General features: G+C 59.6%; 13 protein-coding genes and 5 pseudogenes. 5 read left to right on the top strand and 13 right to left on the bottom strand.

Going from position 1 to position 22,825, the window contains the following annotated elements; translation table 11 throughout:
* Positions 1-221 precede the first annotated feature (221 nt).
* Positions 222-1,724 (top strand): sensor domain-containing diguanylate cyclase, encoded by a 1,503-nt coding sequence (locus ACZ9BB_RS09840; RefSeq protein WP_476213594.1) that lies wholly within the window; start codon positions 222-224, stop codon positions 1,722-1,724.
* Positions 1,725-1,777: 53 nt separating this feature from the next.
* On the opposite strand, the pseudogene ACZ9BB_RS09835 reads toward ACZ9BB_RS09840, so the two are convergent.
* Together ACZ9BB_RS09835 and ACZ9BB_RS09830 are read right to left on the bottom strand one after the other, a co-directional pair.
* A pseudogene (locus tag ACZ9BB_RS09835) lies at positions 1,778-2,716 on the bottom strand (amino acid permease); the annotation flags it as partial.
* Between the two features lie 54 nt (positions 2,717-2,770).
* The gene (locus ACZ9BB_RS09830) at positions 2,771-3,673 is read right to left on the bottom strand and encodes a LysR family transcriptional regulator (RefSeq protein WP_476218259.1); all 903 of its coding nucleotides are present in this window, start codon (positions 3,671-3,673) and stop codon (positions 2,771-2,773) included.
* 337 nt (positions 3,674-4,010) lie between these two features.
* On the opposite strand from ACZ9BB_RS09830, the gene ACZ9BB_RS09825 reads away from it, so the two are divergent.
* From ACZ9BB_RS09825 to salA, 3 genes are all read left to right on the top strand, one after another.
* Positions 4,011-5,405: an MFS transporter gene (locus ACZ9BB_RS09825; protein WP_476213593.1), complete on the top strand. Its 1,395-nt coding sequence runs from the start codon at positions 4,011-4,013 to the stop codon at positions 5,403-5,405.
* Entirely contained in the window at positions 5,402-5,980 is a 579-nt protein-coding gene (gene gfa / locus ACZ9BB_RS09820) for an S-(hydroxymethyl)glutathione synthase (RefSeq protein WP_476213592.1), read from the top strand. The genes ACZ9BB_RS09825 and gfa overlap by 4 nt, the downstream gene beginning before the upstream one ends.
* A 234-nt stretch (positions 5,981-6,214) precedes the next feature.
* A complete protein-coding gene (gene salA / locus ACZ9BB_RS09815; RefSeq protein ID WP_476213591.1) occupies positions 6,215-7,501 on the top strand; it encodes a salicylate 1-monooxygenase in 1,287 nt (428 codons plus the stop codon).
* Between the two features lie 180 nt (positions 7,502-7,681).
* On the opposite strand, the gene ACZ9BB_RS09810 is transcribed toward salA, so the two are convergent.
* From ACZ9BB_RS09810 to ACZ9BB_RS09765, 10 genes and pseudogenes are all read right to left on the bottom strand, one after another.
* A complete protein-coding gene (locus ACZ9BB_RS09810) occupies positions 7,682-8,344 on the bottom strand; it encodes an MliC family protein (protein ID WP_476213590.1) in 663 nt (220 codons plus the stop codon).
* A 488-nt stretch (positions 8,345-8,832) separates the two neighbouring features.
* A complete protein-coding gene (locus tag ACZ9BB_RS09805; protein ID WP_476213589.1) occupies positions 8,833-10,095 on the bottom strand; it encodes a TIGR02270 family protein in 1,263 nt (420 codons plus the stop codon).
* Positions 10,095-10,811 (bottom strand): hypothetical protein, encoded by a 717-nt coding sequence (locus tag ACZ9BB_RS09800; protein ID WP_476213588.1) that lies wholly within the window; start codon positions 10,809-10,811, stop codon positions 10,095-10,097. The genes ACZ9BB_RS09805 and ACZ9BB_RS09800 overlap by 1 nt, the downstream gene beginning before the upstream one ends.
* Before the next feature lie 560 nt (positions 10,812-11,371).
* Positions 11,372-11,792 (bottom strand): annotated as a pseudogene (locus tag ACZ9BB_RS09795) (DUF4150 domain-containing protein); the annotation flags it as partial.
* Positions 11,792-12,832, bottom strand: a complete 1,041-nt coding sequence (locus ACZ9BB_RS09790) for a hypothetical protein (RefSeq protein WP_476218258.1) — start codon at positions 12,830-12,832, stop codon at positions 11,792-11,794. The pseudogene ACZ9BB_RS09795 and the gene ACZ9BB_RS09790, both read right to left, overlap by 1 nt.
* Entirely contained in the window at positions 12,829-13,941 is a 1,113-nt protein-coding gene (locus ACZ9BB_RS09785) for a DUF2169 family type VI secretion system accessory protein (protein ID WP_476213587.1), read from the bottom strand. Before ACZ9BB_RS09785 ends, ACZ9BB_RS09790 begins: the two co-directional genes overlap by 4 nt.
* 15 nt (positions 13,942-13,956) lie before the next feature.
* Positions 13,957-14,403, bottom strand: a complete 447-nt coding sequence (locus tag ACZ9BB_RS09780) for a DUF6484 domain-containing protein (protein WP_476213586.1) — start codon at positions 14,401-14,403, stop codon at positions 13,957-13,959.
* Positions 14,404-14,420: 17 nt separating this feature from the next.
* Positions 14,421-16,598 carry a type VI secretion system Vgr family protein gene (locus tag ACZ9BB_RS09775; protein ID WP_476213585.1) on the bottom strand — a complete coding sequence of 726 codons (2,178 nt, stop codon included), beginning with the start codon at positions 16,596-16,598 and terminating at the stop codon, positions 14,421-14,423.
* A gap of 30 nt (positions 16,599-16,628) precedes the next feature.
* Positions 16,629-16,916, bottom strand: a pseudogene (locus ACZ9BB_RS09770) (type VI secretion system ATPase TssH); the annotation flags it as partial.
* 9 nt (positions 16,917-16,925) lie between these two features.
* Positions 16,926-17,084, bottom strand: a pseudogene (locus ACZ9BB_RS09765) (type VI secretion system protein TssA); the annotation flags it as partial.
* Between the two features lie 260 nt (positions 17,085-17,344).
* Here ACZ9BB_RS09765 and ACZ9BB_RS09760 point away from each other — a divergent pair.
* Positions 17,345-17,430, top strand: a pseudogene (locus tag ACZ9BB_RS09760) (hypothetical protein); the annotation flags it as partial.
* Between the two features lie 296 nt (positions 17,431-17,726).
* Here ACZ9BB_RS09760 and ACZ9BB_RS09755 read toward each other — a convergent pair.
* Positions 17,727-22,553, bottom strand: a complete 4,827-nt coding sequence (locus ACZ9BB_RS09755) for a M10 family metallopeptidase C-terminal domain-containing protein (protein ID WP_476213584.1) — start codon at positions 22,551-22,553, stop codon at positions 17,727-17,729.
* Between the last annotated feature and the right edge of the window lie 272 nt (positions 22,554-22,825).

Raw genomic sequence — 22,825 nt, 5'->3', positions numbered from 1 at the left:
AGATGTGCATTCAGCAAATGCTAAGGAAGCCGCCCTTCGTGCCGCAGACGCGCGCTGGTGATTCGCCCTATGCCCATAACGCTCTGCGGGTGGTGGAGGCATTCCTGGCGCTAGAGCCCACTCGGCAAGCCAGAGCGTTCCATGCATCAGCAGTGCTGTTCGAAAGCCCTCTATAATGCGCGAGCTTTTGACGCATGTGTCTTCAACCGCCCGGTACTCCTTTGAAACGCGATCTTCGACTTGCCACTTTGCTGATCTTTCTGGTGTGTGTATCCGTGGTGCTGCTGACGGCCTGGCAGATATGGACAGCCCGACAAAACACGTTGAGCGATATCAATATCGACACATTGAATCTGACCCGTGCGCTCAACACTTACACCGAGGGCACGTTCAAGCAAAGTGAAGTGTTGCTGCTGGGCCTGACAGAAAGGATCGAGAAAGACGGCAGCGGCCCACCGCAGCTCGAGTGGTTGAGCAGGGTGATTGCTCAGGAGATGGCTGCACTCCCGCAATTGAATAGCGTGGTGCTGTATGACGCCCAGGGGGACTGGATATTCTCGACCAACACGTCGTTTTCAGCCAATAGCAACAACGCCGATCGTGCGTTCTTCCAGCATCACCGCGACACTCCGGATCGCGGCATATTCATCGGCCCGGCGATTCTCAGCCGTGCCACTTGCGCCTGGGTGATTTCGGTCAGTCGACGCATTGATCATCCAGATGGGCGTTTTGCCGGGGTGATCGCCGCGACCATCAGCCTCGAACATTTCCTCAAACTTTACCGAAGCATTCATGTGGGGCAATTCGGCGCGATCAGCCTGACCTCGGCCGAAGGGCGCCTGCTGGTGAGGTACCCCTTTGAGGTGGACGACATCGGTCGCGACCTGTCTCGCGCGCCGATATTTTCCGAGTACTTGCGCAACGTCTCATCAGGCACCGTGGACTTTGCCTCGAAAGTCGATGGCATCCATCGCCTCTATGCATTCAAGAGAAGCGAGCAATATCCCTTCGTGACGACGGTAGCGGTGGGGCAGGACGAGGCGATGCAGGCCTGGTGGAGACAGACAGAACAATCCGTCGCTGTCGTGGTGTTGCTGCTGGGACTCTTGGTCGCGCTGGGGCGCCGGTTGATTTCCCACATCAGTCGGCGTATTCGGGCCGAGAACAAATTGCTCTCCACCCAGACCGCGCTGATCGAGCTTAACCAGACGCTGGAGATTCTCGCCAGTGAGGACAAGCTCACCGGTCTCGCCAACCGTCGCCATTTCGATCAGTTTCTGGATGTCGAATTCAAACGCGCCAAACGACTCGCCAGCCCTCTGTCACTGATCTTGATCGATGTGGATTATTTCAAGCGCTACAACGATCACTACGGGCATCTCGCGGGAGATGAATGCCTGCGGGTCATCTGTCAGGCGATCAAGCACTGTGTGCGTCGTCCGGGGGATATGGCTGCTCGCTATGGCGGAGAAGAAATCGCCGTTGTGATGCCCAATACGGACGAGTCTGGAGCACGCACGGTTGCCGAGGCGATCCTGTCCGGGATCGCTGCCGAGCGATTGGCGCACCTGTCGAGTCCGTTCGGTATCGTGACGGTCAGCCTGGGAGTGGCGACCTGCGTCGCCAACGATAGCGATCCTGATGAAAAAGCGCTGATCGATCGCGCAGACCGCGCCCTTTACTCGGCAAAGTCGCAGGGTAGAAATCGGTTGAGTGTCGCGTGATCGATCAGGCACTTGGGGTCAAAAAATGGCCGATCCATGGCCATGCTCTGACTTCAGCTGTGCTGCCTGGCTGCGAGGCTGGCCAGGTTCCTGCTCCTGAAATGTGAGAATTGGTAGGCGATTGCCAGCCAGATGAACCATGCAGGCATCACGCACAGTGCGAGGCGGGTGTCTGGGCGAAGGGCAAGCAGGAATAGCACAAATGCAAGGAATGCCAGGGAGAACCACGCCATCGGCACGCCTCCAGGCATTTTGTAGCGGGATTGCGCATGCAGGTCGGGCCTTGCTTTGCGATAAGCAATGTAAGACGCCAGGATGGTCGACCAAGTAAAGATCACCAAGATGGCCGACACCGTCGACACGATGGTAAAGGCGGTCATGACTTCAGGGATGATGAACAGCAGCAGCACCCCCAGCAGCATCAGAAAGGTCGTGAAGGCCAGACTGATGAGCGGAACGCTGTTTTTCGACAGCCGTCTGAAGATACCGGGTGCGTTGCCCAGGTCGGCCAGGCCGAACAACATACGGCTGGACGAGAACACGCCGCTGTTGGCGGAAGACGCCGCAGAGGTCAGCACCACAAAGTTCACAATGCCGGCCGCCGCTGGAAAACCCGCGATCAGGAACAGTTCGACAAAGGGACTTTTGTTGGGCGATACCTGCTGCCATGAGGTCACCGCAATGATGCAAACCAGCGACAGAACATAAAAAAGGATGATCCTGAGCGGTATGGAATTGATGGCTTTGGGCAACGTCTTTTCGGGCGACTTGGTTTCGGCGGCCGCGGTGCCGATCAATTCCGTACCTGCGAACGAAAAGATCGCCATCTGAAAGCCGGCGAAGAAGCCGAACAGGCCATTGGGGAAGGCAGCCTGCTTGTCCAGCAAGTGCGTCAGCGATGCCGTTACGCCAGTGGGGGAGACGAAGGAGCTGGCGATCAGCAGCATACTCACGGAGATCAGCGTGACGACGGCAATTATCTTGATGATCGCGGACAAGACAGTAAGCCTGAGTTTTCAAGCCTCGATGATTGGATGCAGCCACAATTAATCGGAGAACAGCTCGAACATGAGCTGGCGCAACCAACGATTGGCCGGATCCTTGTTGTATCGGGCATGCCAGAACAGATTGATCTCGATTTTCGGCAGCTCCAGAGGCGGCGGTAGAACGGCGAGTCCGAAGGGTTGTTCGCAACTGATGGCAAACCGTTCAGGCACTGTTGCCAACAAGTCCGTGCGTTGCAGTATGTGACCTACCGCGACGAAATGCGGAACCTCCAAACGTATATTTCGCTCGATGCCGGCCCGTGCGAGGAAGCTATCGACGACGCCGTGTCCGGTGTTCGCCGCTACCACACGAACGTGGTCATAGCTGCAGAACCGTTCCAGCGTCAACGGTTCCTTGGTGGCAGGATGGCCTTTGCGGCACATGCAGACGTAGCGATGGTGGAACAAGCGCTGCTTGAAAAAACCGGCCTGAAGGTGAGGAAGCAATCCGACGGCAAGGTCGATTGCACCGTTCTGCAGCCCTTCGGCCAAGGTATCGGTGTTGTTGCGCAGCGTACTGATCGAGCAACCCGGCGCGCGTTCAGCCAGAGCATCCATCAGCCGTGGCATGAAGTAGATTTCACCAATATCGGTCATGGCCATGGTGAATCTGCGATTGCAATTGAGCGGGTCAAACGTGTCCTGTCGGCCAAGCGCATCGCGCAATGTTTGAATGGCTTGCGCAATCGGCTCAGCCAGCTGACGGGCGTAAGGCGTGGGCTCCATTCCTTGGTAGGTGCGTACGAAAAGTTCGTCGTTCAAGGCGCTACGCAAGCGCTTTAGCGCATTACTGACGGCAGGTTGAGTCAACTCAAGATTATCCGCCGCCGTTGAAACCCGACGGTCGATGAGCAGTTGGTTGAACACCAAAAGAAGATTGAGATCCAGCTCACGTAATTCCATAACGCCTCGTGCAGATTGGCTCATACCAAGGCAATAAATCGTTGCCCGTCGTTGGGTCTGCACCGCTCTGAAATGGCCGCTGCAAGAATCGCAAGCCTACCAAGTGCTAAACCGTCGCGTCCATTGTAAGGGTCGCTTGGCTTTTGCTCGTGTCCGATCTTTATTCACGTTCGAAATAATAGGTATTCGGATCACTGCATTTATCACGGTTGATGCCTTGGCCATGATCGCTGCAATGCCCAATCCTCAAGCACGTCGGCCAGCGAGTTGGGCACTGCGCAACTCCCGGAGGCATCTGAACCTCCGGCTCTATAACAATGACAAAAAGAGCGATGCCATGCGTACGATCGATGTATCAGCCCTGATTGACGGGGCACGTTTCAACGCCTTCCATGCGCGCGTGCTGTTCTGGTGCGCACTCATCATCATCTTCGACGGCTATGACCTGGTCATCTATGGGGTCGTGTTGCCCTCGCTCATGGCCGAGTGGGGGCTGAGCTCATTACAGGCGGGAGCGCTGGGTAGTTGTGCGCTGGTGGGAATGATGTTGGGCGCGCTGTTTTTCGGATCTTTGTCGGACCGGATAGGCAGACGCAAAACCATCATGATGTGCGTGACACTTTTCAGCGGTGTCACCGCGATCAACGGCTTGACGCAGAGCCCGGAGGCATTTGCGTTGTGCCGGTTTGTTGCCGGCCTGGGAATTGGCGGGGTCATGCCGAATGTTGTCGCGTTGATGAACGAGTACGCACCCAGGAAATCGCGCAGCACCTTGGTCGCCCTCATGTTCAGTGGCTACTCCCTAGGGGGGATGCTGTCCGCCGGACTGGGCATGGTGCTGATTCCCCAGTGGGGATGGCAAGCGGTGTTCTATGTGGCCTTGATCCCGCTGTTGGCATTGCCTCTGCTGATATGGCAGTTGCCCGAATCGATGGATTTTCTTCTGCGCACCGGGCAGACGGTCAAGGCCCAGACGTTACTGACGCGGGCCGTACCTGGTTATGTACGCGGCGCAGCCGATCAGTTGAACCACACCGTCGCTAAAGGCACGAACGTGTCGATTGCGCAGTTGTTCCGAGAGGGGCGCAAGTTGAGCACCTTCATGCTGTGGCTGGCGTTTTTCTGTTGCCTGTTGATGGTCTATGCATTGAGCTCCTGGTTGCCGAAACTCATGAGTGCCGCAGGATATGGCTTGAACTCGAGCCTGGCGTTTCTGGTGGCACTGAACCTTGGTGCGATCATCGGCGCGGTAGCCGGTGGGTGGCTGGGTGATCGAATAGGCATCGCCAAGGTCTTGTTCGCCTTCTTCAGTTGCGGGGCTTTGGCCCTGAGCCTGCTCGCACTCAAAGCTCCATTACCGGTGCTCTATTTACTCATCGCCGTTGCCGGCGCATGCACCATCGGCACGCAAATCCTGGCCAACGCTTGCACGGTGCAATATTACCCGCCGCAGATACGGGCCACAGGCCTGGGGTGGGCGATGGGCGTGGGGCGCACCGGTGCAATCATTGGTCCGCTGCTGGGCGGCGCACTGCATGCCTCATCGTTGCCGCTGCAGGCGAGCTTCCTCATTTTCGCAATCCCTGGATTGGTCGGGGCAATAGCCATTCTGGTCTTCCTGATACAGAACGGGGTGAACCGATCCGCACTATTATCAAGTACTGATACGTGCCCTGGAGCTCAGGCTCCAGAGACAGTTCGAATACTCCCTGATACTGGAGGTTCATCGTGAGCAATTTGAAGCTTCATCCTTCACTGGATAACGGCATAGAGCCAAGCGCCGCAAACTTCTCTGGCGGTACCCTGCAATGCCTGTGTCCGACCGATAAGGTTGAAATCAGGATTGACGCTCAGACCCTGCACAATCATGCCTGTGGCTGCAGCAAGTGCTGGAAACCCGCAGGTGCGAAATTCGCGGTCGTTGCTGTCGTTCCTCGCGATAAAGTCAGCGTCATCGCGAACGCTGAGAAGCTGGCCATCGTTGACGAGCGCGCCACCATTCAACGACATGCTTGCAAAGCGTGCCATGCGCATATGTTCGGCCGCATCGAAAATAAAGACCATGCGTTCTATGGCCTGGATTTCGTGCATACCGAGCTTTCTCCGCAAAAAGGTTGGGCGGCACCGGGCTTTGCAGCCTTCGTTTCGTCGCTCATCGAAACCGGCACTGCGCCGGAGGACATGAAGGAAATTCGCGAAAAACTGCGCGCGCTCGGTTTGGAACCTTATGACTGCTTGTCGCCAGATCTGATGGACGCATTGGCTACGCAAGTGGCGAAGTTGAATGGTGTTCTCGCATCCCGTTAAACCCCTTTGCCGAATGTATTATTCGGCACGATCCACCTTGGCTGAACCATTGGTGCAACGCCCTTCACCTGGATCCGTTTCAGGTGAAGGGCGTTGCGCTCAAGCAGCATTTTTCCGGCGAACGAATATTCACATTCGTAATGTTGAGTATGGGAGTTACGGTATTTATCAATAGCACTCAGATGGCGATGATTCAGTTACTCCAATAACAATCAGCCTCATGGGTACCTTGCTATGCATACTTCTCAATCTACTTTGCACATCGGTATTGTCGGCGGCGGTATCGCCGGCGTGGCATTGGCACTGGATCTGTGCCGCCACTCCCATCTCAGCGTGCAGTTGTTCGAATCGGCCCCCGCCTTTGGCGAGGTCGGTGCAGGTGTTTCCTTCGGCGCCAACGCCGTTCGTGCCATCGCCGGCCTGGGTATTGCCGAACCCTACCGGCAGATCGCCGACCGCACGCTTGATCCCTGGCAGGATATTTGGTTCGAATGGCGCCGCGGCGAGGATGCCGGTTACCTCGGCGCGAGTCTTGCCGAAGGGGTAGGGCAGTCTTCGGTGCACCGTGCTGACTTTCTCGACGCTCTGGCCAGCCAACTTCCTGAGGGCATCGCCCAATTCGGCAAGCGTGCGGTGAGTGTGGAACAGGATGCCGAACAGGCCCGCGTGCTGTTCACCGATGGCAGCGAGCACCGCTGCGACCTGTTGATCGCCGCTGACGGCATCAAGTCTTCGATTCGTGATCATGTGCTTCAAGGCCTCGGCCAGCCCCTTGCGGCGCCACGCTTCAGCGGTACCTGCGCCTACCGAGGAATGATCGACAGCCAACAGTTGCGCGCGGCCTATCGGGCTCGGGGTGTCGATGAACACCTTGTCGACGTTCCGCAGATGTATCTGGGGCTCGATGCACACATCCTCACATTCCCGGTCAAGCAAGGCCGGCTGATCAACGTCGTGGCGTTCATTTCCGATCGGAGTCGGCCTGACCCCTCCTGGCCGAGCGATTCCCCATGGGTTCGTAATGCCAGCCAGGAAGAAATGCTGGCGGCTTTCACCGATTGGGGCGATGCCGCGCGAGTGCTGCTCGAGTGCATTCCGGCACCGACCCTTTGGGCTTTGCATGAACTGGAAGAGCTGCCGGGTTACGTGCACGGCCGTGTAGGGCTGATCGGCGATGCGGCCCACGCCATGTTGCCGCACCAGGGCGCTGGCGCAGGGCAGGGGTTGGAAGATGCCTGGCTTTTGGCCCGGCTGCTGGCCGACCCACAGGTTCTGACGAGCCGCCCGCAAGCGGTGCTTGAGGTCTATGACGCTATTCGTCGTCCACGCGCCTGTCGTGTGCAACGTACGTCCTGGGAAGCCGGCGAGCTCTATGAACGGCGTGATCCGGCAGTAGCCGATAACGAGCAGTTACTGGGCAAAACCCTGGCAGAGCGTTTCGACTGGCTGTGGGATCACGATCTGCAATCCGACCTGCAGGAGGCTCGTGAGCAATTGGGCTGGCAAGCACCTGCCTGGTGATTTGAACCGGTACGCACGGGGCAGGCGGAGATTGCACTGCACAGGAATGTGTCGGCGACCTGGATAAATGCAGTTTGGCCAAAGGTGTCCCACCTGCGGCCTGGGTCAAGCTATGTGAGCATTGGCGGTGATGCCGCGTGTTGATGCTGCGCTGACATCCCCGTACTTTCGCCAGAAAAATCAGACAACCGGCTCGGCCGCACAACGCATTTCCCCTGAGCCTGGCTTCTGGAAAAGGACCACGTTGCCGTCTTGCCAGAAGCTGTAGCTCCCCAGGGAATCCTTGCCCGTGTAGTGGGTTCCCGAATCACTCTGCACCTGGTTCAGGGTGATCGAAGTGTTCGCCCATTTCAGGTACACGACGCCAGGCTGCGTCATAAAGAAGGTAGCGGCAATCACCGCGTTCAACCCTGCACAACGAAAAGCCAGGGGGCCTTCGGTGAGTCTGTCCGGATCCTTGGTCCTGACAATGGCCGAGCCTTGGCGTAACTGGTGCGCGCGCTCGGCATAACGTCGGATCGTGCACGCCTTGGGCGCAGGCTCGGAGGCACACTGATTGCGGTCCTCGATCCAGAACTCCTGGTCGATCAAGACTTTGTCTGGTCGCGGTACTGAATGTTCATCCGTGAGCGCCAGGCGATAAAGACGTGTCAGTTCGATATCCATCTGCGCCAGTTGCGGATCGCGACAGATAAGCTTTTCGACGGATGCCCTTGCCTCGGCGCAGTCGAAGCTGGCCTTGAAGATTGGCGGAGGAGGGGGCGCAGCATTTGCACAGGTGCTCGTCGCCGCGTACACGCTGGCAGCGAGCAGACAGGTGAAAAGGGCCGTGACCGTTTTCATTTTGGCTTCACCCAGATCATTACGTGATGCCCGGAATTGTCGTGGGGCCTATCGAGCCGTTGAACAGTCATTCGTTCGCATTGGGTGTATCGCAGTGTAAGTCAGTGTTCAAAACTTGCCACACCGTCCGGCGACCGTCTGGGGTCGTCGGATCCATACATTTGAGCGAGTGAACGTACTCAGTAGAAAGCTATACAAGACCGACAAACGACAGAATAACCAGGACGATCACAACTGCCCCGACGATGTAAATAATATTGTTCATGAAAACCACCTCTCTATCTCAACAGGATTGCAACACCAAAGGTGCCTAATACAAATGACACCCTCGCTAGCAGTTCCGTTCCTATTGATCCAGCCAGGCAGTCACCCTCGGCAGTTCCACCTGCAGCCAGTTGACCTGTGCCTAAGGCCTACGAGATCGCGTTTCGTCGCACAGTTCCAAGCTCGAATGAGCGCCAGTGCAATCAAGGGCAGCTGCCTGCTCATCATCGCCCGAACTCCGCCGGCTCTCCCAACAATGCCTTTTGCCGCCAGGCCGGTGCGCTGGTGGGGAAAAGTACTTCGGTCGGCCGGAAGCGGGCGATGCCGCATGCGGCGGCGATACGCTGGCGTTGCTGGCCCCGGGCAAGAGCTTGCTGAAAACTGCTTTCGCGCTGCTGCAGCCCCAGCACATAGCCGACGCCCGCCTGGAAATCGCCTCCATGGGCCTGCCACCAGGCTGCGATCAACTGCGGGTCGGGCCAGGGCAGATTCTCATCGGGGTCCATGTCGACATTGCAATCCTCAGGGTCGTCGTTCGGGCCAGCATCGAAATCCGGCAGGTCCTGCAATTCCAGATCGAGCAGCGCCAGGTCAGCGCCGGTCATCAGGCTGAAGGCTTCGCCGGCGACGCGGGCATGAGGCAGGTCGCTCATCTGCTGGATCAGCCAGGGCACGCTGACCGGATCGCCCAGCAGCCCAATGGCCTGGATGCCGATGCGCCGTTGTTCAGGGTTCTGTAGCAATTGGCGTATCCAGGCGATGCTGTGCTCGCGCTTTTGCCAGGCCAGCAATACACAGAGCGCGCGGTACTGGAACTCGCCCGGTTGCTCGGCGAACTGTCGCAGTGGCTCCAGGGCTTGCTCATCGCCCATTTGTGCGGTGGCCCAGTTGGCCCAGAAGCGGGTGGCTGTGTCCTTGTGTTGACGGTGGGTGCGGATTGTCGGCATCAGGTCACGACGGCGCAGCTCGCCGGCAGTGCGGGCGGCACGTGCCAGCACGCTTGGGTCAGTATCGGAAAGTCCGGTAAGCAGGGCAGGGCCGGGGTCGTGGCGGTGCATGCCACAGGCGGCCAGGCCTAGGCGGTGGAACAGGGGCTCAGGGGATGCGAGCATGCGATCGATCCAGGGCGATACCCACTCCCAGTCGAGCCAACCCAAGGCCATCAGATAACCGCGCTCCGTTTCCATGGCACTTCGCAAGTGTTCGCTAAGCCGAGACAACACTTCCGCATTTCCCGCCTCGAAGGCCAGCACCACACTGGTGAACATCTCACCGATGGCGTGTGGGTCGAGCTGAGCCAGCAAGGTGTCGTATCCAGTCTGGCCGGCGATGGCCAAGCCGTCGATGTGCGCCTCGATGCGCTGGTCGAGTTTCCGCAGCTCCTCTAGGTCGTAGTGCGGGGCGCGTACGGCGTAGCCGCGAAGCATGGTGAGGAAAGAGGCTTCCTCGGCGTGAAGGGCGACCATCTGACTCACCACGCCGTCCATCAATCCTTCCACACGAACCGCTGGATCATGTCCAGCACGGTATAGCCGGCCGCGTTGAAACAGCGCGGATCATCTTCGGGCAGTTCCCACAGCTCACGCATCCGCTCACCGGACAAATAGGTCGAGCGCACCCCGGTAATCGATCCCGGCCGCCGTCCGTGGAGACTCATCTCGGGCGCGGTAAGGCGCTGCATGACTTCATCCAGCTCGATGCTGCGGAACTCGCCCTGATCCTGAAGCAGGATGAATGCTTCAGCACCGACCTGCCGCACGACCGTCATGCAGACCGCTAGGAAGTCGCGCTTGATCTCAGCATCGAACTGGCCGTCTGTGCCGTCCTCGAACTCATAGATCGCCGGAAACGCACGGTCGCCGAAATTGAACTGGAGTCCGCCGCGATCCGTTCCTTCGCCATCAGGAAAGCTGCATAGCGCCGCGAAATAACGTCCCTGTCCGAGCCGTAGCTCTACCTCCAGGCTCAGCCAGCGATACCGCTCCAGGCATTGTTCCAGCGACACACAGTCGGCCGCGACCGAGACGGTGTCGAGCCACTCGCCGGAAACGGGGTCGACCACCAGCTCTGACACGCAATCCTGCAATCGCGCGGCCATGATATGTCTTGTCTTCAAGGCCGTGATCACGGCCAGCAACTTCTCTCTCAGACTGTCCCGAGGTAGCGATGGGAAATGGATCGATATCGGATACGAAAACGCCATACGCTAGTGCTCCTGAATTTTCCCCGACATGTGTGGCTTGTTTTCCTTCCCGAACTTGTTTTCCAGGTTGCCCCGCTGGCCTTTCGGGATGGCGACGTGCACGACGGTTCCCGGGCCGAACACATCCGGTCGCTGCGCCAACTGTTCTTCCCGCTTGAGCTGTGTGAGTCCGACCTGGCCCCAGCTCGCCTTGCACTCCTTGACGACACCCTCGCGCGTCACCACGTCGAACTCCTGGATCACCAGGCCGCAGTCCCGGCAGGTTATTTTTACCGCCACTTCCTTCGCCTGGGTCTGCTCAGCCACTTTCACCTCGAAACGCTCGCCCTTGATCAGGGTGTCGTATTTCAGCGCAGCCTCGAACAGCTCCTGTTTCTCCTTGGGGCTACCAGCCTTGTTGGCCTTGTCCACTATCCGATCCAGCTTTTTCTCCTTGCGCTGCTGCAGTTTCTTCTGTCGCCTGATGCGCACCTGCTGGTTGATCTCGTGTTCGTCCTTGGGCGGGTCACGCTTGAGGTTGGCATGAGGGCAGGACGAATCCTGGGCGACCCCGTCGGTGGTCGGTCCCGGGGGCGTCTGCGCCGGCATCGACGCATGATTGTGTGTGGTCAGGTCCAGGTGCCGGTCGACGTTCTGCCCCTCGAACTTGACGTTCATCGACCACGAGACGAAATACACCTTGCCCTTGATCTTGCTGGTGACTATACCTTTCTTGGGCGCGTTGCCCGCCTCGTCGCCGGTGCTGGTCTTGAAGTAGCTCTTGTCCTTGAGCATGACTTCCTTGCCACTGATCCTGACCGTTCGGCTGCCACGCGTCGTGTCTTTCGCATAGCCGGTATTCGGATAGGGGATGGGTACGCCGGCAGGGGTCGCCGCAGTCTGTGGCGGGGTGAAGCAGACATCAGGAAACCTGGCGATCGATACCCCGTCCCCCGCCTTGCAGGAAATCTCCCGATTGTTGGCATACACCTCGTTGGCCATCACGCAGCCCTCACAGTCTGATAACTGAGCATCGCGGCGGCGCGTTCGCCGGCGTCGTTGCCGAGGTGACAGAAGAAATTCGGGCCTTCGCCATAACCCTTGCGGCTGGCGGCCAGGGCCACGGCAAGCATGGCCGGGCCAATTGCGGCGCCGACTTCGCCGATGCAATCGGCCGGGTGCCAGAGATGGAAGAACTCCTTGCGCACGCGCAGGGTGCGGCTCAGGGCCAGGGAGGCTTCCTTGAAGTAGTACTGCTCGCCGGAAATATCGGTCAGGCGGTAGTCCATCCGTTCCAGGCCGCAGCCGGCCTCGCCGAGCGCCGCACGGATGGCTTGGGTCAGGCCTTCGGCGCGCAGGGGGATGTCTTCGGCCTCCACCGTGGCCTTCTCCACGCCGAAACCCAGGCCGATGCAAGCTAGCTGTGGCGTTTCGCTGGCGGTCGGGGCGTTGACCACCACGGCGGCGGCGCCTTCGCCAGGAATAAAACCGTTGGAGTTCTGGCTGGTGAGGAGGCGTTCGCGCTCTTCGAAAGCGGACAGGGTCGGTCCGTTGAGGAAGGAGTCGACACCGGCGATCAGCACGTGGCGATGGCCACCCCGGTAGATCAGCGTGCGCGCATTGAGCAGCGCCACCGCGGCGCTGACCCGGCCGCGGGCGATGACGTTGGAGCTGGGGTGAAAGTGCAGGCCGAGTTCGGCTTCGATGGCGTGCAGCAGCCCCTTGTCGAGGCCATCGAGGCGGCCGGGCCGTTCGGCTTCCGCCACCCCCAGCAGCAGCGGGGTCTTTTCCGGGTCGACGTTGGGGGTGCTCTGCAGCGCCTCGGCGATGGCGCGGGCGGCCATCTTGATCAGCTTGGTGCGGCCGCGCCAGGACTGTTCCAGAGGCACGCTGGCAGCGATCAGCCATTCGCCGCCGAGGTCGATAAAGCGTGTTTCCTGGAAGTTGTCGATGCCACAACGGATCGCCGCGCAGCTCGCGGGTGCGCTGAGGCCGACAGCGCTGACCATGCCGGAGCCGATGATGCAAAGCGCGGTCATCAGTCCGTCTCCTCGGGGGCGTGCTTGGCTTTTACCAGGGAGGAGAGCGACGGGTAGTAATCCTTGCCCAGTTCGCGGGCGCGCCACCAGCCCGTGGACATAGTGCCGACCAGCACCTGAGCGATCTCGAACATGTTGCGTCGTAGCGGACGGGAGACACGCCAGGTCAGTTGCACCTGGAGCGCGTCAGTGTCGATCAGCAGGGTGTCGATCACCGCCTGCACGGTTTCATGACCGCCCTTTTTCAGGAAGTAGGTCACCGGCACGTCCATTTCGGGAATGCGAAAGCCCGCGCGCTCCTGGGGCGTGAGGTTGAGCAGCAGCACATCCTCGCCGCCGCGCAGGTAATCGGTCTGCTGATCGTCAGGGGCAGCCTGAAAGTAGCGGCTGTCGAAATCCGCCGGCAGAAAGGGAAAGCAGTCGGCCAACCAGGCATCGTCGTAAGTACCGGCGAAGCGGGCGCGTCGCGGCCAGCTACGGCCGATGGGGCCGAGGGCCATAGGGCGGAAGTCGCCAGAGGGGCTGTCGATCGGCTTGCCCAATTCCTCGGTGCTCGGCATCGGCATGCCGATGATATTAATTCTATCAATGCTGCGCGGGTACCAGCCGCAACCACTCGGGTTGTCCAGGTAGCAGTGACGTATTTCGGGGGCGTTCACCATTGGACGGGAGCCACCAAAGGCTTGGGCATAGGAGATGTTCTGTTCGGTAAAAGGCTGCGGTAAGCCGGGAGAAACGCCTAATAGCCCCAGTTGCCATTGTCGGGGGCCGAGGACGGAAAAGGCCTTGCGCACCCGACCGACGCGAATGCCCGCGGCCAACTGCGTCACAGGCCGCCCGCCCGGTGCATAGGCCTTGCCACGCACCAGTACATCGCAGAATGGCTTGACCGGGGCGAAGTCCATTTCCTGCAGCGGAGCGCTGAGGCCCGGTTCGCCGAGGAAGGTGTCGGCCATCAGTAGCGGTTGCTGGGTGTCAGCAAGGGTCGCCGCGTGGCCGTCCAGCGGCAGATTGAAAGTGCCTTTGGCTACCACCACCAGGGATTCGCGGCCATCGGGCTCCATGCCCTGGGTATAGGCAGCAAGCAGTTTGCTGGCGTTGAGCAGTTCCATAGGCCGAATACCTGTCTAGTTGATCTGCACCGAACCGCCCTTGATGCGGTTGACCCCGCTGGAGCGACTGGACAGGTAGGCGCCCTGAATGATCACTTTGCCCGCGCGGGTCAGGGTGATGCTGGCCTTGCCGCAACGCAGCACGATCTCGCGTTCGGCGCTCAGTTCCAGGCATTGCTCATCCAGCCGCACGCTGGCGACTGGCACAGGTGAAGCCTGCGCGCTGACTAGATGACCGATCACCAGTGGGCGGGCTGGGTCGCCTCCTTCGAACATCAGCGCCACCTGGCCGCCGATATCCGCAGGTCTTAGCAGCGCGGTGCAACGGGCAACGATGCCGCTGCTGCTCGGGCACCCTGGATAGGTGACCGTGGGCGCACCGGCGTGCGGCAGATCGAGCAGGGTGCCGATGACGACTGCGTCGATGCGGGCCTGGATGGGTAGCGGGTACTGAACCGTCATATACATACCTCCATGTGCTAGTTCTGCAGGATCTTCTGACCTTTGATCACCACGTTCCTGTTGGCCTTGATGTTGATTGCTCCGGAGCCGTCGATGGTGATGTTCTTGCCGCGAATCATGATGGTGCCGTCCTTCTTCATGGTAATGCTGGCCGCGCCCGTGGTCAGGGTGATGGAGTCGCCGGCGGTGAGGGAAAAGTTCTTGCCGACGTCCAGGCTGTCGTTCTGCTTGATGTCAGTGGTGCGGTTCCGGGCGACGTCGCGGGATTCGTTCTGGCCGATCTGGGTACTCTGGCTGCCGTTGATCTCGATGCCTTCGTTGCCTTTGACCGTTTCATTACGGTTGCCCGTGATGCCGATGGTCTCGTTGCCGCCGACCTTTTCAGTGCGGTCCGCACCTATGGTGATGGTCTCGTTGTTGCCCACGTCCTCGGTGCGATTGGCGCCGATGGTGATCTTCTCGTCGCTGCCAACATCCTCGGTACGGTTCACGCCGATGGAGATGGTTTCGTTATTGCCGACTGTTTCCTTGCGGTCCACCCCGATTTTGATGGTTTCGTTGTTGTCCACCGTCTCAGTGCGGTCGTGTTTGACATGCACGGTTTCGTCGTTGTCGATGGTCTTGGCACGGTCGTGGCCGACCCAGTGGGTCTCGTCGTTCTCGACCTCGATGTCCTGGTTCTTCTCGGCGTGGATAAACAGTTGCTCTGCGCCTTTCTTGTCCTCCATGCGGATTTCATTGAAGTTGGCCGGTGAGCCGTCCTTGCTCGAACGGCTTTTCACCCCGCTCTGGGTGGCATTGGCCGGCAGCTTGTAGGGCACGGTCTGTTCGGCGTTGTAGACGCGGCCGGTGATGATCGGACGATCCGGGTCGCCTTCGAGGAAGCTGACGATCACTTCCTGACCGATCCGCGGGATCTGCACCGCCCCCCAGTTCTTGCCGGCCCAGGCCTGGGACACGCGTATCCAGCAGGAGCTGTTTTCGTTGGATTGGTCGTGGCGATCCCAGTAGAAATGCACTTTGACCCGACCATATTGGTCGGTCCAAATCTCCTCGCCACCGGGGCCGACCACCACGGCGGTCTGCGGCCCGCGAACAATGGGCATGGGGGTCAGGGGGAGGGGGCGGAAGGCCTGACTGGCATCCATGCAGTCCAGCTCGCTGGTAAACTGCTCAGAGAGATCCTGGGCGCCGCTTTCATAGGGCTCCTGGTGGATGTGGTATCGCGCGCTGACCACCAGGTACTCGCGGTTCTGGTCGTCGCGCTCGTAGCCGGTCAGCTTGAACAGATGGCCGGAGCCCAACCCGCGGGCGCGACCGCGAAGCTGCACGCGCTCGAACTGGCTGTGAATGGCTTCGATGCGGGTACGCGCGTAGTGCTCGCCATCGTTGCTCTGTACGTATTCACCGGGGTAGTCGTAGAGCCGGTGGTCGCCGTTGCTGTGGCTGCGCGACACACTGGAGCGCACCTCAAGGCTGGCCTGGGGGCGCTGGAAGTCGTAGTCGTTCAGCTCCAGCGAACCGGGTTGGACTTCCCGCGCAAGTTGCCAATCGTAGAAATGATCGCGCTCGCGCATTTGCTGATCGGGCGGGTAAAAGGGTACCGAGGCGTAGTCTGCCACCGTGGAGTGGGCGCCATAGTCGTCGGCCAACACCAGTACATGACGCTCCTTTTCATGGCGAAAGTAGTAATAGATGCCTTCCTGCTCCATCAACCGACTGACGAAGTCGAAGCTGGTTTCGCGGTACTGCACGCAATATTCCCACTCGCGGTAGCTGCCGCTCAGGCTGTCTTCGAAATCGGAGAAACCGAGGTCGCGGAACACCTGCTTGATGATGTCCGGCACCGTATTACTCTGGAAAATCCGGCAGTCCGAGGTGCGCGTGAGCAGCCAGAACCAGGGCCGTAGGCTGACGCGGTAGCCGGCGAACTGGCCGTGGCCGGTCAGTTGCCGGCAACTGCAGGCAATGCCGTGGAAGTAGCGTTTGCCGCCGTCGTGCAGCTCCAGGTTCAGCCCCATCGGCTTGCCCAGCAACTGGTCGAATGTGATCGAGCGGTCTTCGGAGGTGAGGTCCAATTCGTAGTGGAACAACCGCCCCAGCTCTTCTCTGCCTTCCATGCTCTGCAGCAGCAGGACATCGCCGCCGAGGGGACTGTCGACCTGCACCAAGCGGTTGTTTTGCGTGATTGCCATAAACGGCTTCCTCTGGCTCGTGTCCGGGCGTCAGTCGGCCGTCTCGAATACATAATGCAGCGCATTGTCCCGCTGGCTGATGTGCACGCCAGCCAGCGGTTTGCCCTTGAGCATGCGAGTGAGAAATTCCCGGTACATATCCGGCAACAAGGTATTGGTCAGGATGGCGTCGATCATCCGCTCGCCGCTTTCGATATCGGTGCAACGCGAGACAATCAGTTCGACCATGCTGTCGTCATAGGCGCAGGTCACCTTGTGTCCGCTTTCCACGCGTTTCTTGATCCGTTCCAGTTGCAGGCGGGTGATGGCTTTGAGCATCGCGGCGGTGGGTAACACGGCATCGCCCATCTGCCGTTCGGGTTGGCCTTGCGCTGCACATTCAAGCTCAAGGAATGCGGCGTCGTACTCTAGGTCGTCGCCACAGGGGGGGGCAGGGAAAATCGTGTCCAATAATCGCTGTATATCCACCACAGAGGTGATCTCCATATCGGCCTCGCAATCAGCATTCCGTCAGAGCGAACGTACGACTAAATCCGTTTCCTGCGGATTAACGTACTGTCTAGAGCCACTTTTGCTCATCTCTAACAACTCAAATAAAGTTTTAGCGTTGTTTAATTCTTGTCAAGAAACTCTCCGACCAATGGGGCGAACACCGAGGCGTTTCAAGATAGGTGACCGGAGGTCATTTATTTAGTTTCCTTGGTTATAGGCTTTATTCTAAACCCAGCAGAGTGCAGATCCAGTCGGGCGGTTCGCCCCTGGATAGCAAACCCGATTTGTTCAATTTCCATCGGTGCCGCCGCCGGCCTTGGCCGACCACGTGCCGGCCGAGCCCAACAGCGGGTGTTCCAGGCCCGTCGAGACCTACTCAATACCAGGCTCGACATGCTGCAAAGCTATGTGAACCTGCACACCCACACCGGCCAGATGAACCGCGCGGTCCTGTAGCAGGTGCAAAGCCTGTTTTGAGAAGTGAAGTACGGGCGAGATTGACGCCTGCCCCCGTACCAGAATGCAAAATCCTGTGGGAGCGGGCTTGCTCGCGAAAGCGATGGGTCAGCTTGCATTCATGCTGAATGTGCCGCCGTCATCGCGAGCAGGCTCGCTCCCACAGGATATGGGCGTAACTCAGGCTATAAAGTCGCTGGCGTGCAGCTCCTGGACCCCCACCAGTTGGATTTCGAACTCGGGGGTGGCGTCGGCATCGACACTGCCATAGAGAATGCCATCGGCAAAGCGCAGTTGGCCGGTGGCATTGGCAGGGTCGAAGGCGTTGCTGCCGATGAAGGTGAAGGCGTCGATAGCAGTGGTCAGCGGGTTGGCGTCCAGGCCGGTGAAGTCCAGATGATCACCCTCGGTGCTCTTGAAACCGTTGATCACATCGCGTAAAGCGCCGGCGCCCATGTCCGACAGCGCATCAAACACGTAGGTATCCGCGCCAGTGCCACCGGTGAGGTTGTCGGTGCCTGCTCCACCGATCAGCCGGTCATCGCCCGAACCGCCCACCAGCGTATCGTTGCCCGCGCCACCGTTCAGAACGTTCGCACCGCTGTTGCCCGACAGAGTGTCGGCGTAGGCGCTTCCCGTGAGGTTTTCGAAGAGCTTCACGGTGTCGAGCCCGGAGCCCACAGTGTTTTGTTGCGCTGACGTCGAGAGGTTTACGGTAACGCCGGACAGGGCGCGTTCAAAAGACACCGTGTCATTGCCATCGCGCCCGTCCAGCACGTTGTTGCCGGCTCCGGCGAACAGCGTGTTGTCCAGCGCGTTGCCCGTGCCATTGGCTGCGCCTGTGCTATCGATATACAGATGCTCGACGTTGTTGCCGAGGGTATAAGCCGCCAGGCTGCTGTGCACACTGTCGACCCCTCCAGACACCGCATTGCTGTTGGTCTCGATCACTGCGTCGTCGGCGTTGTCGACATAGTAGGTGTCGTTGCCATCGCCGCCGCTCATGCTGTCGTCCCCTGCGGCACCATCGAGCACGTTATTGGCGGCATTGCCGGTGATGAAGTTGTGCTGCTCATTGCCGGTGCCGTTGATGCCTGACACGCCGGTGAGCACCAGGTTCTCGAGATTGGCGCCCAGGGTCCAGCTGACCGAGGCCTGTACCGTATCGATCTGCGAGGTCGAGGTGTTGCTTTCCACCACGCGGTCGAGCACGTTGTTGACCACATAAATGTCGTTGCCGTCGCCACCGGTCATGGTGTCGGCGCCCAGGCCGCCATCCAGCGTGTCGTTACCCGAGCTACCCACCAGGGTATCCGCCTGGTCGGTACCGGAAATCATTCTCCGGTTGTTGTCGAAAATGTCCTGCACGCTGTTGTTGTCGTTGGGGTTGCCCTGGAAGCCAAGGTCATTGGCGATGTAGTCGGCCAGGCGCTGGCCGACGATTTCCGCCGATTCCTCGTGCAGGTGCCAGACGTCGTCGGGATACGTCAGCGGATCGACTTCGTGGCGCAAGGGGAGGTCGTTGTAGTCCACCGCCAGCTTGACGTCGGCGCGCTCGGCGGCGATGGCTTCCTGGGCGGCGTGGACATAGCCAACCCCCTCGACGATGGAGGCAATCTTCTCTTCCGAATAGCCACGGGCGCGCGCCGCGTCCTGCTCGTAGTGACCGGTTTCCATCATGTACACGTCGAAGTTGCCGAACTGGGCATGCAGGTAATCAAACACCTTTAGGGTCGCAGCCTTGTAGGCCGCTGCTGCCGCTGCTTTGTCCGTGGCTTGGGCGATCTCCTGGGCGGCTTCCTCGCCCTGGCCCCAAATGATGCCCATGGTGACGTTATTGATCGATTGCAGTTCGGTGAGCTGGTCGCGCAGCAGCGTCACGGCGCGCAACAGCGCAGCCCCGGGTTGGTTGGTGTCGGTCAGCCACCAGCACAACTTGAGTTCCTCGGCGCTGAGCGTCGACAGGCCGGTGACCGTGCTGCCGCCCACCGCGATGTCGATGCCATTGCCATCGGCATCGGTGAACTGGCTGCGCACGTCATAGGGGGTGTAGCGGTCCAGGTCGTTGACCAGCGTCGAGGTGCCGGACTGATTGTCGTCCTCCGTCATGCGCAGCAGACGCGCATTGGATTGGCCGAGGGTGGGCAGGTAGAGGATCCCCTGCTGGGCGCTCTCGGCGAACACGAAGTCGCTGGCGGTCAGGGTGTTGAGGTGGTTGCCGCTGAGGGCGATTTCAAAACGATTGCCGTTGGCATCCGCTTCGGCGGACTTGATGTAGGTCTTGTCGCCGGCTGCGTTGAGGGTGATGTACAACGTGCCATTGCGGCCATCGCCGAGGCTGAGAAAGCCCAGGCCCGAGACATCGATCTTGTCGACGCCCTCGATGAAGTCATAAATCGTGTCGGTGGCCGTGACACCACCCGTGTCGTAGTCGCGGTAGCTGTCGAGTAGGTTGGTATAGCGGAAGGTGTCGGCGCCGTCGCCGCCGTACAGCGAATCGCGCCCGGTACCGCCGTCGACGATGTCCGCGCCGGTGCCGGCCTTGATTGTGTCGTTGCCACCGAGGCCGAGGATCAAATCCGCACCCGCCGTGCCATTGAGGGTTTCGGCGTTGTTGGTGCCGGTGATGGTGTTGGCGGGCGAATCGGCCACGACCAGGGCGAAGCTATCGCTGACCGAAGCACCGGCCGGGTCCGTGGCGTTGACCTGCACGTTGTAATTGCCGGACGCGGTGCTGGTCGGCGTGCCGGTGAAGGTCAGGTTGGTGGCATTGAAGCTCAGCCACGCGGGCAGGGCGCTGCCATCGGCAAGGGTCGCGGCGTAGCTGAGGCTGTCATTATCCGGATCGGTGAAACTGGTGGCCGGCACCACGTAGCTGAACGGGGTGTTTTCGGTCGCGTTCTGATCCAGCAATGCCGTTGCCACCACCGGCGCATGGTTGGTCGGTGACGACGTGGCGAAGACGAAGTTGGCGCTGGTCAGCTTGTCGAGGTAGTTGCCGTCCAGTGCCACTTCGAAGCGGTTGCCGTTGGCGTCGGCGGTCAGGGACTTGATGTAAGTCTTGGTGCCGGTACTGTTGAGCACCACGTACACGGTGTTGTTCTTGCCATCCCCCAGGCCGGTGAAACCCATGGCCGAGAGATCGATCTTGTCGGCGGTGATATCGAAATCGGTGATCAGGTCGCCAAGGTTGGCGCCGCCGGTGTTGTAGTTGCGGTAACTGTCCAGGCGATTGGAGAACACAAAGATGTCCGCTCCGGCACCACCGGTGAGGGTGTCCATACCGGCGCCGCCGTCGAGTTTATCGTCGCCCGCGCCACCATTGAGGCTGTCGTTACCCGCCAGGCCGAGCAGGGTGTCGGCCGAATCGCTCCCCAGCAGCGAGTCGCTGCCGCTGGTGCCGGTGACCACACGATTGAAGATGAAATTGCTGGCGGTAAGGGTGCTGGCGAGGTTACCCGAGAGAATCAACTCGAAGCGATTGCCGCTGGCGTCGGCATCGTAATCCTTGATGTAGGTGCGGTTGCTGCTGGCGCTGTAGCTGACCTGCAGGGTGCCGCCATGGCCATTGCCCAGGCCGGTGAAACCGAGGCCGGCGAGGTCGATCTTGTCCTGGGTGACGTCGAAATCGGTGATGGTGTCATCGAAACTTGCGGTTGCGTTGCGGTAACTGTCGGACTGGACGGTGAAACGGAAGGTGTCGGCGCCGGTACCGCCGGTGAGTTTGTCGATGCCTGCACCACCCACCAGAATGTCGCCACCGGCCCCGCCATTGATGGTGTCGTTGCCGGCACCGCCGTAAAAAATCTCGCTGCCGGCGCTGCCCAGCAGGGTGTCATTGCCAGCCGTGCCTAGCACCGTGATCATCGGCACTGTGTCACTGACATAGCTGCCGTCGCCATAGACCAGCGTGGCACCGTTGCTGGTGTGGCTGATGATGTTGCCAATGATGGCGTTGCGATCGGTGCCGTCTTCATTGCGCTCCGCAACGCCGTAGGTCGACAGGTTGCTGCCAGTGATGATGTTGCTCTGGATGGTGTTATCGCTGCCGTTGAAGTACTTGCCGGACACACCCAGGGTGTCGTTGTAGGACTGGATGATGATCTCCGGTACGGGGTTGCCCAAGGAGTTGTTGTTGAGCGTGTTGTCGATGATCTCGACGTGGTTGCTGCCGTAGATGCGTATCCCGGCGCTGGTGTTGTCGTGAATGTCGACGCCGCTGACCATCACCTCGCTGGACATTTTGATCAACACCCCTTCGGCGCCGTTGCCGTACACCTCGCCACCGGTGATGGTGATGTTGCTGGGGGAGGGGATGTCCTCGCTGCCGCGCTGGATCACGATGCCATTGCCGCCGTTGTCGTAGGCGACGTTATTGGTCATGGTGAAATCGTGGGTGCTGGTAACGATGTTGAAACCGTGGCGGTCGTTGTCGTAGGCGATGTTGTTTTCGAAGGTGCTGTCGCTGAGGAAGTCAGCGACGAAGCCATCCAGACCGTTGCCGTGGGACACGCTGTTCTTGATGACCATATTGACGGTCTGCTCGTGGGGGTCGAAACCGTACCCGGAGCAATCCTTGATCTCGACGCTGTCGAGGGTGACGTTGGAGTCGTAGCCTGCTTCGCCGGGAATGTAGCCGTTGAACCAACCGTCGATCTTGCCTGTAGTGTTGTCACGGTTGCCGTCAATGGTGAGCTTGCTGACGCCGAAGTCGTGGGTTTCTTCGCCATAGGCGGAGCGGATGACTCCGGTGATCTTGGTGTCAGAACCGTCAGCCACCTTGACGGTGGTTGCGCCCATGCCGTCGCCGTACAGGTAGACGTTGCTCTTGAGCATCAGGCAACCGTCGGAAGGTTCCACACCTCCCGAAACGATATAAGTTCCGGTGGGCATATACACCTGCCCACCGCCTGCAGTGGCCGCCGCATCAATTGCACGCTGTATCGCCGCTGTATCGTCAGTGATGCCATCTCCTTTGGCGCCAAAATTTTGTACATTGAAAATCATGAGCTTATCTCCGTATCAGGCGAAAACCTCGGAAGATGCCAATATTCCATCGACAACCACCGTGGTTTGACCCAGCGGAGTGCAAAAGTTATGACCACATATCGGTGATGTGTCAAAAAACCGGACTAACTGATCAGCGGTTGGAGAGGTGTATCAAAAAAGTAACAGTTTGTTGGCGCTTGCTTCGATAGCGAGCGATGGCGTTGTGGGAGATTCTATGGTTGGGGGGAAGCCCTCAACCTGCTTTCGGTTGGGGTTGCGCACGCTTTGTC

The organism is Pseudomonas sp. TE3552, assembly GCF_056278945.1.
The sequence above is the reverse complement of the archived record's forward strand: the minus strand, read 5'-3'. Positions and strand labels throughout refer to the sequence as shown.